Genomic DNA, 14,108 nt, shown 5'->3' with positions numbered 1-14,108 from the left:
ACCGATCAGCGTCGCACCGGCGTAGCCGCGCAGGCCGCGCAGGGCCTTCGGCAATGGCTTGATGACCACTTCCTCGCGCCCACGGACCTGGTCCACGACCAGGCCGAAGCGCGCCTCGCCGGCCTGCAGCACCACGATGGTGAGCAGCGCCGAGGCGGCGGGCGTCACATCCAGCCACTGGCGCAGATCGACCAGCGGCAGGGTGTGCGAGCGACGATCCAGCACCGCCCGGCCATCGAACCAGCCCAGCGAGGTGCGCGGTGCATGCAGCACTTCCATCACGCGCGCCAGCGGCAGCGCATAGACGTCCTCGCCGGCCTGCACCAGCAGGGTTGGCAGGATCGCCAGGGTCAGCGGCACGCGGATCAGGAAGCGGCTGCCCCGACCCAGTTCCGACTGGATCTGGATCTGCCCACTGAGCTCGCGGATGCGCGACTGCACCACATCCATGCCGACGCCGCGGCCGGAGATGTCGGTCACCTGCTGCTTGGTGGAGAAGCCGGGCAGGAACACCAGGTGCAGACATTCCTCGCTGCTCAGCCGGGCCGCCGCCTCCGGGTCGATCAAGCCCTTTTCGCGTGCTTTCGCGCGCAGTTTTTCCGGATCGATGCCGGCGCCATCGTCCTGCACCTCGATGCTGACGTAGTCGCCTTCCTGCTGGGCCGACAGACGCACGTGGCCCATGCGTGGCTTGCCCTGTGCTTCGCGCAGATCGGGCATCTCCACACCATGGTCGATGGCGTTGCGGACCAGGTGCACCAGCGGGTCGGCCAGGGCCTCGACCAGGTTGCGGTCAAGCTCGGTTTCGGCGCCGACCAGCTCCAGGTCCACTTCCTTCTTCAGCGAGCGGGCGACATCGCGGGCGACCTTGGGGAAGCGTGAGAACACCTTGCCGACCGGTTGCATGCGCGTGCGCATCACTGCCGACTGCAGGCGCGCGGTGGCGATGTCCAGGGTCGACACGGCGCGGTCCAGTTCCTCGTCGCGCAGGCGCGCACGCAGGGTCTTGAGCCGGTTGCGCGACAGCACCAGCTCGCCGATCAGGTTGACGATCGCATCCAGCCGCTTGGTATCCACGCGCACGGTGTGCTCGGCCTCGGCCACCGGCTTGTTGGCCGCGGGCTTGGCCGCGGCGGCCGCGGGGCGCGGTGCGGGCAGTGCAGGCGCCGCCGCCGGGGCAGCCACGGGTTTCGCGCCGGGGGCGGCGCCGCCGTGCAGCTGGTCCAGCAGGGCTTCGAACTCATCCTCGCTGATCAGGCCATCGTCGGCCTTGGCCGGCGTCGCCACTGCGGTGGGGGCGTTGCTGCCGTGCAGCTGATCGAGCAGGGCCTCGAACTCGTCGTCGGTGATCAGGTCGCCGGCGGCGGGCGCGGGCGCTGCGGGCGCGGCGGCGGCCGGCGCAGCAGCGCCATGCACGTCGAACTGGGCGATCAGGTCCGGCGGGGCATAGCCGGGTTCGTTGCCGGAAGACACGGCATCCAGCATCGATTGCAGGTAGTCCAGTGATTGCTGTGCGGCATCGAAGTGATGCGGCTGCAGCACCGCCTGGCCAGCGCGGACGGCGCCCAGTGCCTCTTCGGCGGCATGGCACAGCTCGACCATGGCGGTGATGCCGAGGAAGCCGGCGCCGCCCTTGAGCGTGTGATAGCCACGGAACACGGCGTTGAGCTGGTCGGCGTCCTGCGGCGCCTGTTCCAGCGACACCAGCTGTTCGCCGAGGCGATCCAGGATTTCCTGTGCCTCGATGATGAAATCGGCGGTGATGTCGTCGGATACCGCGCTCATGCTTACAGTCCCAGGTCCGACAACAGGTCGTCGGCGTCGTTCTGAGAGACCGCGTGGCGGTCCAGTCCCTTCAGTGCCGGTCCGGCCAGCGCCGGATCGGTGCGATGCTGCTCCGGTGGCAGGCCCAGCGCGCCAAAGCCTTCGTGCACGCGGCGGACGATGCCGACCACGCGACGGATGATCTGTCCGGTCAGGTCCTGATAGCTCTGGGTCAGGGCAATCTCGGTCAGGTTGTGGCGGATGCGTTCCAGCTGCGCATCCTGCCCCGGCTGCAGGCCTTCGGCGCGCAGCTGTTCGGTGAGGCTGCGGCACTCTTCGGCCAGGTCCAGGGTGCGGTGCGTGGCCTGTTCGGTCATCGCCACCACATGGTCCAGGCGCGCGCAGGCGTCGTCCAGCTCGCCCGCCTCGCTGGGGACGGTCGGCAGTTCGCCCAGGGCCTGGCCCAGTTCGCGGGCCAGCCGTGACAGGCCGCTCATCATCGGCTGCGTGCGTGCGGCCACCAGGGCGTCGATGCGCTGGCGCCAGGCGCTCTCGTCGCCGGATTCGAGCGCGTCGAGGGCTTCCTGCAGGCGCAGGGCGAGGGCGTTCTTGTCGACCGTGGCGTCCATCAGGCGCTGGCCGCCAGGCGTTCGAAGATCTTGCCCAGTTTCTCTTCCAGCGTCTGCGCGGTGAACGGCTTGATGATGTAGCCGTTCACGCCGCTCTGCGCCGCTTCGATGATCTGCTCGCGCTTGGCTTCGGCGGTGACCATCAGGACCGGCAGGGTCTTGAGCTTGGCATCGGCGCGGATCGCCTTGAGCAGCTCGATGCCGGTCATCACCGGCATGTTCCAGTCGGTGACCACGAAGTCGAACGGCTGGCTCTGCAGCATCGACAGTGCGGCATGCCCGTCCTCGGCTTCGGCGGTGTTGGTGAAGCCCAGATCGCCCAGCAGATTCTTGACGATGCGGCGCATGGTCGAGAAGTCGTCGACGATCAGGATGCGCATGTTCTTGTTCAAAGCGGAGTTCCTTTGTTGTTCAGTCGCCCGCGGTGGCCGTGGCCGCCGCAGGCATGTTCATTCTTCAAGCCCGGCATCCGCGGCCTCGAAGATCTTCAGCCGGCCGCGCAGGCGCAGCACGGCCTGGCCGTGGATCTGGCAGACGCGCGATTCGCTCACGCCGAGAACCGCGCCGATCTCCTTCAGGTTCAGCTCCTGCTCGTAGTACAGCGAGAGCACCAGCTGTTCGCGCTCGGGCAGATGGCCGATGGCCTTGCCCAGTTCGCGGCCGAACTCGCCACGTTCCAGGACCTGCTGCGGTGTCGGTCCGCCCTGGGCGACGGTGTCCAGTTCGCCCTGGTCTTCGATGCGCGATTCCAGGCTCAGCACCTGGCCGCGCGAGGCGTCCTCCATCAGCCGCAGGTATTCGGGCAGTGGCATGTCCATGGCCGCCGCCACCTCGGTGGCACTGGCTGCACGGCCCGTGGTCTGCTCCAGGCGGCGGATGGTGGCGGCCGCATCGCGGGCGCGCCGATGCACCGAGCGCGGTACCCAGTCGCCACGGCGGATCTCGTCGATCATCGAGCCGCGGATGCGGATCGATGCATAGGTCTCGAACGAGGCACCCTGGTCGGCGTCGTAGCTGCGCGAGGCTTCGATCAGGCCCATCATGCCGGCCTGGATCAGGTCGTCCACTTCGACGCTGGCCGGCAGGCGTGCGGCCAGGTGATGGGCGATGCGCCGCACCAGGTCCGAGTGCTGGGCGATGACCTCGGTCGCCGCCGAGCGCTGGACTTCCCTGTACTGGGCCGCGCCTTTCATGCTGCCACCCCGCGTTGCTTGAGGATGCGCTCGAGGAAGAATTCAACGCCACCGCGTGGCTCGGTGGGGGCCTGCCAGCGGGCGGTGCGACGGGCGATCTCGGTGATCGCCAGCGCCGCCGGGCTGGATGGATAGGCCTTCACCACCGGCTGCTGGCGCTGCACCGACAGGCGCAGCCAGTCATCCTGCGGCACGCAGCCCAGATAGTTCAGCGAGACATCGGCAAGGAACTTCTCGCAGACCCGGGTCAGCTTTTCATACAGCACGCGGCCCTCGTTGGGGTCGCGCACCATGTTGGCCACCACCTGGATGCGGTCCACGCCGCGCTCGCGCGACAGCACCTTGATCAGTGCGTAGGCGTCGGTGATCGAGGCCGGCTCGTCGCAGACCACGACAACGGTGTCCTGTGCGGCCTGGCAGAAGGTCAGTACGCCATCGGTGATGCCGGCGGCGGTGTCCACCACCATGATGTCCAGCTCGCGTTCCAGTTCGGAGAACACGTTCACCAGGCCGATGTGCTCGGCCGGGGCCAGCTCGGCCATGTGCCGCCGACCGGACGCGGCCGGCACCACCAGCACGCCGTTCGGACCTTCGACGATCACGTCTTCCAGCGAGCAGCGGCCGGCGACCAGATCCGCCAGGGTGTGGGTGGGATTCAGCCCCAGGATCACGTCGATGTTGGCCAGGCCCAGGTCGGCGTCGAGCAGCAGCGTGCGCTTGCCCATGCCGGCCAGCGCCACGGCCAGGTTGGCCGAGACGTTGGTCTTGCCGACGCCGCCCTTGCCGCCGGTCACGGCGATGGTGCGCACAGGGCCGAGCGGCTCGCTGCGGGTGGCCGACAGCGGGAAGGTCTTGGTCAGCTTGGCGTACTCACGCGACGGCATGGTTCAACTCCGGGTTGCAGGGCATATCGGCCGCTCGGCGCAAATCTTCAAGGCGAAGTACAAGATTGGCCGCACTGGCCCGGTGCAGGTCGTCCGGAACGTCCTGGCCATCGGTCACCCAGGTGATCGGCAGCGCGTGGTCCACCGCGACCGACAGGGCGTTGCCGAAGCGGCCGGTCTCGTCCAGCTTGCTCAGCACCAGGCCCTGCAGGTTGGCCGCGCCGAAGCGGCGCACCACCTCGTCCATGTCGCCGAAGCTGGTATTGGCCGGCAACACCAGCAGGGTGCGGACCTGGCGGGCGGCACGCAGCCACTGCAGCTGCGCAGCGAGGGCGCGGTCACGCGGGCCCAGGCCGGCGGTATCGATCAGCACCAGCTTGTAGTCCTTCAGCCGCTCCAGCAGCTGGTCCAGGTCGGTACCGCTGTTGGCTTCATGCACCGCGATGCCGAGCTGGCGGCCATAGCCGTACAGCTGCTCGCGGGCACCGATGCGCAGCGTGTCGGTGGTGACCAGGGCCACATCGCGCGGCGCGTGCTTCTCGGCGAAGCGCGAGGCGAGCTTGGCGATGGTGGTGGTCTTGCCGGCCCCGGTCGGACCGACCAGAGCGATCACGCCGCCTTCTTCCAGCGGATCGACCGGCGCGATCGGCAGCCTGCGCGAGATCAGGCCCAGCATCAGCCCGCGGCCCCGGTGGGCTTCGGTTTCCAGCGGTATCTGCATGGCCACATCGCGGGCCAGCCCGGCATCGAATCCGTACTCGTCCATCAGGTCCAGGGCGGTCGCCCGCACCGGGCAGCCGCGCAGGCGCTCGTCGGTGAAGCGGTTCATCTCGCGCTCGATGACCTGGCGCATGCCGGCCACTTCGTGGCGCAGCTGGCGGATCTCGGCATCGTCCTGTGCAACCACCGTCAGTACCGGCGCCGGGGCAAGGAGCGGCGCCGGGGCCGGCGCGGTCTCCGCTTCAGCGGCAGCGGCAGGGGCTGGCGTGGTCTCGGCAACGTCCTGCGCGTACGGCGGCTCGGGGTGCACGGACTCGGCCTGCGCAGTGGCCGCAGCGGTGATCGGCAGCGGCGGCGGCAGCACTGCCGGCGCGGGGGATTCGTGATGCTCGTCCTGCGGCGGGTCGATCAGGAAACGGGCGCGGTTGGCGGGCGCCGGTGCGGGAGCCACGACGGCGCTCGCGAACGGCGCGAAGATCTGCTCCGGCAGTGCCGGATCGTTGACGGTGGCACGCGCCAGGGTGGCAGCGAAGCCGGAACTGCCGCGGGTGGGCACGATCTCGTCCGCACTGTCCAGGGTGCGGCCGGTGGCACCGACGGCCGCGCGGGCGAGGGCGGCCACGGCCGATGTGGTGGCCGTCACCGGCTGCTGGGCAGGTGTCGCGGAGCGGCGACGGGTGACCGCGGCGATCACTGCATCCGCGGCGGTGCGCGGTTTCGGCGGCGGCGGAGCCACGTCGCGCCGCGAGGCTTCCAGCGCGCGTTGCACCGCGCTCTCGTCATAGTTGGCTGCGGCGACGATCTCGACGCCTTCCTCGATCCGGCGGTTGGACAGGATCACAGCATCGGGACCATGTTCCTTGCGCACCAGGTTCATGGCCGAGCGCATGTCGGCGGCGACGAATCGTTTGATTTTCATGCTGTGGTCACGGGACGGGGACGGCGGGGTGGTGGTGGGAGAACGCGGGTGGTCGGTGGTCTGCACGGAACGGGTTCCCCTTGGCATCTGTCTGTTGCGGTGGTTCGAAGGTGGTGTCTGTTTTCTGACGCATCGGTGGGCGGCGTCAGCTGATCGTTCCGACCAGCTTCAGGCGCTTGTCCTCCGGCACTTCGCTGTACGCCAGTACCGACAGCGACGGAACGCTGTGACGGACCAAGCGTGCCAACGCGGCACGTACCGGGCCGGGAACCAGCACGACCGCGGGCTCGTTGCGGGCTTCCTGCTTGCTGACACATTCGGCCAGACTCTGATGCAGTCGCTCGGCAAGCCCGGGTTCCAGCGCGGCGCCGTTGCCCTGCGTGGACTCCTGCAAGACACGTTCCAATTGCGGGTTGAGGGTGAACACCGGCAGCTCCGCCGACATTCCGGCGATCTCCTGCACGATGAAGCGGCCGAGCGCGGTGCGCACTGCGGCGGTGAGCGTGGCCGGGTCCTGGCTGGACGGCGCGTGCTCCACCAGTGCTTCGGCGATCTTGCGCAGCTGGCGGATCGGAATGCGTTCCACCAGCAGGTTCTGCAGCACCCGCACCACGGCCGACAACGGCAGCGCCTTGGGCGTCAGATCTTCGACGAGCTTGGGCGCGCTCTTGGCGAGGTTGGCCAGCAGGTGCTGCACCTCTTCGTGGCCCAGCAGCTCCGGCGCATGCTCGCGGATCAGGTGGGAAAGATGGGTGGCGACCACGGTGGCCGGGTCGACCACGGTGTAGCCCATGGTTTCGGCCTGGGCGCGCTGGTGCGGCTGGATCCAGGTAGCGTCCAGGCCGAAGGCGGGATCCTTGCCGGCGATGCCGTCCAGCGGGCCGAGCGCACTGCCGGGGTCCAGCGCCAGTTCGCGGTCGGGATGGATCTCGGCGGTTGCCACCGGCACGCCATGCACCAGCACGCGGTAGCCGTTGGCCGGCAGTTCCAGGTTGTCGCGGATGTGCACGGATGGAATCAGGAATCCCACGTCCTGGGTCAGCTTGCGCCGCACACCCTTGATGCGTGCCATGAGTTCGCCGCCCTGATTGCTGTCCACCAGCGGAATCAGCCGGTAACCGACCTCCAGCCCCAGCGGGTCGACCGGGCGCAGTTCGTCCCAGCTCAGTTCCGCGGTGGGGGCCGGCGCCGCCGGTCGGCCCAGCGCACTGACCGCGCCGGGGTCGCTGCCGGCAGCGTCGCTCGGGGCCGGTGCCTGTCCCTTCCGGTACAGCTTCCAGGCGATGAAGCCGAGAATGGCGGCAAGCGTCAGGAAAGCGACGTTGGGCATGCCGGGCACCAGGCCGACCAGGCCGATGATGCCGGCGGTGATGGCCAGGGCACGGTACTGGCCGAATACCTGGCCGGTCATCGCCTGCGCCATGTCCTGCGAGCGCGAGGCACGGGTGACCAGCATCGCCACTGCGCTGGAGACCAGCAGGGCCGGCAGCTGCGCCACCAGACCGTCACCGATGGACAGCAGGGTGTAGGTCGCAGCGGCATCGCCGAACGACATGCCATGCTGCAGCACGCCCACGGCGAGGCCACCGAGCATGTTGATGAACAGGATCAGGATGCCGGCAATCGCATCACCCCGGATGAACTTGCTGGCGCCGTCCATCGCGCCATAGAAGTCGGCTTCCTCGCGGACCTCCTCGCGGCGCAGCTTGGCTTCTTCGCGCGTCAGCAGGCCGGCGTTGAGATCGGCATCGATGGCCATCTGCTTGCCGGGCATGGCGTCGAGGATGAAGCGCGCGGTCACTTCCGAGACACGGCCGGCGCCCTTGGTGATGACCACGAAGTTGATGATGGTCAGGATGGCGAACACCACGATGCCGACCGCATAGTTGCCGCCGATCACGAATTCACCGAACGCGCCGATGACCTTGCCGGCCGCGTCGTGGCCGTTCTGGCCATTGAGCAGGATGACGCGGGTGGAGGCCACGTTCAGCGCCAGCCGCAGCATGGTGGTGACCAGCAGCACGATCGGGAAGATGGTGAAATCCAGCGGGCGCTTCACGTACACCACCGCCAGCAGCACCATCAGCGAGATGGCGATGTTGAAGGTGAACAGCGCATCGAGCACGGGCGCCGCCAGCGGCACCACCACCATCGCCAGCAGCGCCAGCACGATCAGCGGTGCGCCGAGGCCTTGGCGGATCATCTCCAGCAGCCGGCGGGTGTTGAATCCGGACGAGGCCTGCGCGCTCATGCCCGGCCTCCCTTGCCGAATTCATCCACCTCGATGTGCGGGGCGCCCGGCATCGGGCCGGTGCGCCAGGCGCGCAGCTGGTAGACGTAGGACAGGACCTGGGCCACGGCCGAATACAGTCTCACGGGGATTTCCTTTCCGAGTTGGCCTTCCCGATACAAGGCGCGTGCCAAAGGCGGGGCGGAGACGATGGCGACCTTGTTGCCATCGGCGACTTCACGGATGCGCAGGGCGGTCTCGTCCACGCCCAGCGCCACCACGGTGGGCGCGTTCATGGCGCCGCCCTCGTACTTCAGGGCCACGGCGTAGTGGGTCGGGTTGACCACCACCACGTCCGCGGTGGGCACCGCTTCCATCATCCGGCGGTTGGCCATCTGCTGCTGGAGCTGGCGGATGCGGCCCTTCACCTCCGGGCTGCCTTCGCTTTCCTTCATTTCCCGCCGCAGTTCCTCGCGGGTCATCTTCAGCTTGCGCATCCAGTTCCAGCGCTGGTACGGCGCGTCGATCGCCGCCAGCACCAGCATTGCCCCGGCGGTGGCCAGCAGCAGTCGCAGGGTGAAGCCCAGGCCATCGGTGATGGCGGTTTCCAGTGGGTGGTGGATCAACCCGCGCAGGGTGTCGAAGCCGCTCCACACCACCAGTCCGGCGGCGACGCCCACGAACGCCACTCGCAGCAGTGACTTGGTGAATTCAGCGATGGCTTCCGGCCCGTACAGACGTTTGAGGCCGGTCAGCGGGTTCAGCCGATTGATGTCGGGCATCATCGCTTTGGCCGACCAGCGCAATCCGCCCATCACCAGCGGGGCGACGAAGCTGGCCAGCAGGCAGACCAGCACCAGCGGGGTGATCACCAGCATGAACTGCAGCAGCAGGTCGCCAAAGTGGCCGAACAGTTCCTTCGGGTTCTGCCGCAGCCCCTGCTCGGGACTCAACGCCTGTTTCATCCATTGCGTGGCACCACGGCCGATCGAGCCGCCCATGGCCATCACCGCCAGCACGCCGCCACCGAACACCGCGGCGGTCCCCAGTTCGCGGGAACGCGGCAGGTTGCCCTGTTCGCGGGCCTCGCGCAGGCGTTTTTCGGTGGGTTGTTCGGTCTTCTCGCCGGCGGATTCGTTCTCGGACATCACGGGCACTGCGGCAGGGGATGCCGGGCTGCCTGCAAGAACTGTTCCGCGGCGCGTGGTTCACCGCCGGGGCAACGCCCGACGCTAGCCGGGCAGGGCCGGCCGCAGCGGGATGCTCAGCGTGCTGTCGCTGTGCCAGTCCACCTGCAGGGGCTCACCGGCATCGGCGGCTGACTCGTCGCTGACATCGCGTCCGGTGCCGTGGTTCACCTGGTGCATGGCGTCCTTGAGCACGTCCACCTTCACCAGCAGCCGGCTGCCCGCGCCAACACGGCGGGCGACCATGCGGGTGCGATCGAAGGGCAGGTCGGTCCATCGCCCCGGCACCAGCAGCTGCCGCGTGGTCGGGTCGCGTACGTGGCTGGCCCGGCCGACGTAGTAGGACAGCTGCATCCGGCGCCCATCGGGCAGCAGCTCGTACAGGGTGACCGTGAAGTCCATGTCGCGCTTGTTGATGCGGACCTTCAGATCGCCCGAGAAGCGTCCGATCAGGTCCATCGGTGCTGCGAAGGGCTCGGAGAGGAAGGTCAGTGCCGTGTCCGGCTCGTCCCCGGCGGCCACGATCGGGAACGGATAGTAGCCATGCCGGACCTCCGTGCGGTCAGCGAGGTCCACCGTCTGCCGCAGTGTTCCCGGCGTTGGCCGCTGTTCCTGCAACGGGTGATGGTCGCCCTCAGCGGCTGCCGACAGGTAGTACGTGCGGTGGCCGCCCGCAGCGGCATCAAGGGTGGCTGCATGCCCCCAGGTGTTGCTGCCCATCAGCTGGAAGTTGACCTGGTCGGCCAGAAGCGCCGGGCGCGGGGCACCGCGAAGTACGTGGTCCAGCCACTGAAAGGTCAGCGCGGGCGTATCGAACTGCGCGACCGGGTCCACCGTGTAGCCGCGCAGCTGCATCGGCTTGCTGGCGGCCTGCGCACCGCCGTGGTCATACGGCCCGATCAGCAGGACATGATCGGCGTCCGGCCGGTAGCGCATGTGATCGGTGAAGTACTGCAACGCGGAAATCTGGCCGTCGTCGTAGTAGCCGGTAATGGTCAGCACCGGAATGCGGATGTCCCTGAAGTCTTCGGTGTACGGCACCATGGCCTGCCAGTAACCATCATAGGCCGGGTGGGCGAGCCAGCGCTGCAGCCAGGGATTGGGGGTGCCATCGATCTGGTCGATCTGCCGGTAGGGCCGGCCGGAGGCATACCAGCGGGCGGGCAGCTGTGACCACCGGCCCTTCTGCCCGTAGGTGTCGGTATCCAGCATCGGGCCATTGGCCACGTAGAAGGCCCAGCCGTAGTTGGCGCTGAGGAATACGTTGTTCTCCATCGGCAGGCCCTGGCCCGGAATGGCAGCCACGTAGGGCACGATGGTCTTCAGTGCCGGATGGTGATGGCGCGCTGCCGCCCATGCGGTGAATCCTTCATAGCTGCCGCCATACATGGCGACCCGACCGTCGCTCCAGGGCTGGCGGCTGACCCAGTCGATCGCGGCATTGGCGTCCCCCCCGTCGTGCTCGTAGGGGGCGATGGTGCCGGTACCCTGACCCTTGCCGCGTGCGTCGACCACGATGCCGGCGTAGCCGTGGGCTGCGGCCAGCAGCATCTTCAGACGGTTCTTGGGCGGGTCGGTGTAGATGGTGAACAGCATGGCCGTCGGCAGCGGCGCGGACGCGCTGCGGGGCCGTGCCAGCTGTGCGGACAGCACCACCCCTTCGGCCACGGGGATACGCAATCCGCTGTCGATCACGAAGCGGCGTTGCTGTTCTGCGTCAAGCAGTGCAGGGGCGAGTGCCGCAGCCAGGGTCTGCGCGCGCAACACAGCCTGCAGGCGCACCAGCTCCAGCGCGGCTGACTGCGGCACGGTGGCGGCATCGGCCTGTGCCGCAAGCGCCTGCGTCAGCTGCGCCTGTACCGCAGCGGGAGGCAAGGCAAGCGCTGCATCGGCCTGCACGGCGGCAACATCATCCAGGCCAGCAAAGGCCGAATGGAAGGCGCGCGAATACGCTTCCGCATCCCGCGCGCCAGTGCTTGCCAGCAGCATCGGCATCCAGCGCTGGGCCGCCGCGCCATCGCCGGCAGCGGCCAGCGTCGCGCGCAGCTTCTCGATCATGGTGCGTGCCTCGGCGTAGCGACCCGTGGCCAGCAGCGCATGGCAGCGCTGTGCATCGGTCAGCGTTGTCGACTGCAACAGCTCCGTACCCAGCGCCTGCAGTGCCGTATCCACCTGTGCCGGCGGCGCATCGCGGGGCAGCGACCACCGCAGATCGCTGGCGGCCACGCCGGTGCAGGTGAGCGCCAGCAGCAGGCCAGCAAGAAGAGTGCGTAAGGTCACGGGGTGTTCCTTGCAATGGCGGGCGCGTGGCCATCATACGGTGGGTGGCCGCCCGCGGCGCGGAGTCCGGGGTTACCCCGGCGGGCCCGGCGGGGGCGGATTCTGCGCCAGCTCCACCCGTGGCCGCGGCAGGTCGTGCAGCTGCATGAATCGGCCGGCATCGACCGGGCGGCCGAGCAGGTAGCCCTGCAGGTAGTCGCAGCCCAGCCGCTCAAGGTAGGCACGCTGGGCCGTTGTTTCCACGCCCTCGGCAACAATGTCCATGTCCAGGGCATGGCCCAGCGCCACGATCGCCGATACGATCACCACGTCCTCCGCGCTGTGTTCGAGATCGCGCACGAAGGCGTGGTCGATCTTGATCTCGGTGGCCGGCAGGCGCTTGAGGTACAGCAGACTGGAGTAGCCGGTGCCGAAATCGTCGATGGAGATGCCGACCCCCAGCACCGACAACGCCTGCAGCAGCCGCAAACTGGTGTCGGTGTCGCGCATCACGGTGCTTTCGGTGATCTCCAGCACCAGGTTGCGCGGCGTGATGCGATGCCGCTCGATCACGTCGCGCACATCGCGCAGCAGGTGCGGCGAGCTGAACTGGACCGGCGACAGGTTGACCGATATCGACCAGCCCTCGTGGCCGGCGTCGTGCCAGTGCCGCAGTTGCAGGCACGCCTGGTCCAGCGCCCAGCGGCCGATCTCGTTGATCGCGCCGCTGCGCTCGGCCAGGCGGATGAAGCGATCCGGTGGAATCAGGCCCTGTTCCGGATGACGCCAGCGGATCAGCGCCTCGGCGCCGGCGACCTTCTGGGTGGCCACGCGGATCTTCGGCTGGTAGTGCAGGAACAGCTGTTCGCTGCCGATCGCCCGGCGCAGGTCGGCCAGCAGGCGGAACTGCTGTTCGGCGCTGTCGTTCATCCAATCCGCAAACAGGACAAAGGAGTTTCGGCCGGATTCCTTGGCCTGGTACATCGCAGCGTCGGCGAAGGCCATCAGCTGGCGTTCGCTGGCGGCGTGGTCGGGGCAGATGGCGATGCCGATGCTGGCAGTCACCTGCAGTTCGTTGTCGGGCAGCAGCGGGCCGCCTCCCACCGCCTGCAGGATGCGCCGGGCCAGGGTCGGCAGGTCCTCGTCATGGTCGATGCGCACCACCAGCACGAACTCGTCGCCGCCCAGCCGCGCCAGCAGGTCGTTCGGCCGCAGCAGCTGGCGGGTGCGCTCGGCGACGGCCACCAGCAGGGCATCGCCGGCCTGGTGGCCATAGGCATCGTTGACCTGCTTGAAGCCATCCAGGTCCATGAACATCACCGCGAAGCGGCTGCCGCCCTGTTCGGCTTCGGCCAGTGACTGCACGATGCGCCGTTGCAGCAGCAGTCGGTTCGGAAGGCGGGTCAAGGGGTCGTGCAGCGCGGCCTGGGTCAATTCCTCCTGCGCATCCGTCAGCGAGGTGCTCAGCATCGCGTTGCGAAGGCGCAGCAGCTGCGCTTCCACCCGCTGGTCCAGCCAGGACACCACCAGCACCACCGCCAGGATCGCGACGGTCAACAGCACCACCAGCATCGCCAGCCAGGTGCTCTGCAGGCCATCGCCTACCGCCGCGCCGCAGATGCTGCCCTGTGGAAAGCGCGCGGCGGCCATGCCGGTGTAGTGCATGCCCACGATGGCCAGGCCGAGCAGGCCGGCGGCGGCCAGCCGGTCGCCGACCCGGGTGCGCTGCGCGCGCAGGCGGAAGGCAACGTAGAGGGCGGTCCAGGACGCAGCGACCGCAACCAGCAGCGACAGCAGCAGCCATCCCGTGTGGTAGTCGATGCCGGGCTGCATGCGCATCGCGGCCATGCCGACGTAATGCATGCCGGCGATGCCGGTGCCCATCAGCAAGGCACCGCCTGCCAGGCGTGGATGTGGCAGGGTGGGCAGCGAGACCAGCCAGAGCGCGAACACCGACGAGGCGATGGCCAGGGCGAGCGACAGCAGGGTGATCGGCAGGTCGTAGCCCAGCGGAATGGGCAGGTCGAAGGCCAGCATGCCGATGAAGTGCATCGACCAGATGCCCAGGCCCATCGCGAAGCCGCCACCGAGCCGCCACCACCAGGTCGCGCCCCTGCCGGGTGCCGTGACCGTGCGTCCGGCCATCGCCAATGCGGTGTAGGAAGCCATCACGGCCACCAACAGCGAGACTGCCACCAGCCATGCGTTGTACGTGCCTACCAGCATTCGTCAGTCTCCCGGACCTGCCTGTCGACGGAAACTACGGTGGGGCATGCATGTGGCAGGCAGCCGGATGTGGCTGCCAGGCGCGGCATCCCCCCGG

10 protein-coding genes are annotated in these 14,108 nt (G+C 68.4%); all 10 read right to left on the bottom strand.

Annotation, left to right across the window (positions count from 1 at the left end):
* A partial coding sequence (locus N7367_RS15425) for a chemotaxis protein CheA (RefSeq protein WP_279942721.1) occupies window positions 1–1,785 on the bottom strand: 1,785 nt, incomplete at its 3' end.
* A gap of 2 nt (window positions 1,786–1,787) precedes the next feature.
* On the bottom strand, window positions 1,788–2,393 hold the full coding sequence (locus tag N7367_RS15420) for a protein phosphatase CheZ (RefSeq protein ID WP_053520062.1): 606 nt from the start codon (window positions 2,391–2,393) through the stop codon (window positions 1,788–1,790).
* Window positions 2,393–2,785 carry a chemotaxis response regulator CheY gene (gene cheY / locus N7367_RS15415; protein WP_053520063.1) on the bottom strand — a complete coding sequence of 131 codons (393 nt, stop codon included), beginning with the start codon at window positions 2,783–2,785 and terminating at the stop codon, window positions 2,393–2,395. The genes N7367_RS15420 and cheY overlap by 1 nt, the downstream gene beginning before the upstream one ends.
* A gap of 57 nt (window positions 2,786–2,842) precedes the next feature.
* On the bottom strand, window positions 2,843–3,586 hold the full coding sequence (locus tag N7367_RS15410; RefSeq protein WP_053520064.1) for an RNA polymerase sigma factor FliA: 744 nt from the start codon (window positions 3,584–3,586) through the stop codon (window positions 2,843–2,845).
* Entirely contained in the window at window positions 3,583–4,470 is an 888-nt protein-coding gene (locus N7367_RS15405; protein ID WP_053520065.1) for a MinD/ParA family protein, read from the bottom strand. Before N7367_RS15405 ends, N7367_RS15410 begins: the two co-directional genes overlap by 4 nt.
* Window positions 4,457–6,109, bottom strand: a complete 1,653-nt coding sequence (flhF, locus tag N7367_RS15400) for a flagellar biosynthesis protein FlhF (RefSeq protein WP_065183039.1) — start codon at window positions 6,107–6,109, stop codon at window positions 4,457–4,459. Before flhF ends, N7367_RS15405 begins: the two co-directional genes overlap by 14 nt.
* Window positions 6,110–6,254: 145 nt before the next feature.
* Window positions 6,255–8,360, bottom strand: coding sequence for a flagellar biosynthesis protein FlhA (flhA, locus tag N7367_RS15395; protein ID WP_279942720.1), 2,106 nt, complete (start codon window positions 8,358–8,360; stop codon window positions 6,255–6,257).
* The gene (gene flhB, locus N7367_RS15390; RefSeq protein WP_053520068.1) at window positions 8,357–9,487 is read right to left on the bottom strand and encodes a flagellar biosynthesis protein FlhB; all 1,131 of its coding nucleotides are present in this window, start codon (window positions 9,485–9,487) and stop codon (window positions 8,357–8,359) included. The genes flhA and flhB overlap by 4 nt, the downstream gene beginning before the upstream one ends.
* 84 nt (window positions 9,488–9,571) lie before the next feature.
* A complete protein-coding gene (locus tag N7367_RS15385) occupies window positions 9,572–11,806 on the bottom strand; it encodes a CocE/NonD family hydrolase (protein ID WP_279942719.1) in 2,235 nt (744 codons plus the stop codon).
* Window positions 11,807–11,878: 72 nt separating this feature from the next.
* On the bottom strand, window positions 11,879–14,011 hold the full coding sequence (locus tag N7367_RS15380) for a bifunctional diguanylate cyclase/phosphodiesterase (RefSeq protein ID WP_279942718.1): 2,133 nt from the start codon (window positions 14,009–14,011) through the stop codon (window positions 11,879–11,881).
* Window positions 14,012–14,108 lie beyond the last annotated feature (97 nt).

Source organism: Stenotrophomonas sp. GD04145 (assembly GCF_029835135.1).
In the GTDB taxonomy this organism is placed as follows: Bacteria; Pseudomonadota; Gammaproteobacteria; order Xanthomonadales; family Xanthomonadaceae; genus Stenotrophomonas; species Stenotrophomonas maltophilia_P.
The sequence above is the reverse complement of the archived record's forward strand: the minus strand, read 5'-3'. Positions and strand labels throughout refer to the sequence as shown.

Bases quoted from the DNA above. Each gene is read 5' to 3' on its own strand.
- N7367_RS15420 (WP_053520062.1), bottom strand. From the start codon at position 2,393: ATGGACGCCACGGTCGACAAGAACGCCCTCGCCCTGCGCCTGCAGGAA.
- N7367_RS15410 (WP_053520064.1), bottom strand. From the start codon at position 3,586: ATGAAAGGCGCGGCCCAGTACAGGGAAGTCCAGCGCTCGGCGGCGACC.
- N7367_RS15405 (WP_053520065.1), bottom strand. From the start codon at position 4,470: ATGCCGTCGCGTGAGTACGCCAAGCTGACCAAGACCTTCCCGCTGTCG.
- flhF (WP_065183039.1), bottom strand. From the start codon at position 6,109: ATGAAAATCAAACGATTCGTCGCCGCCGACATGCGCTCGGCCATGAAC.
- flhA (WP_279942720.1), bottom strand. From the start codon at position 8,360: ATGAGCGCGCAGGCCTCGTCCGGATTCAACACCCGCCGGCTGCTGGAG.
- flhB (WP_053520068.1), bottom strand. From the start codon at position 9,487: ATGTCCGAGAACGAATCCGCCGGCGAGAAGACCGAACAACCCACCGAA.
- N7367_RS15380 (WP_279942718.1), bottom strand. From the start codon at position 14,011: ATGCTGGTAGGCACGTACAACGCATGGCTGGTGGCAGTCTCGCTGTTG.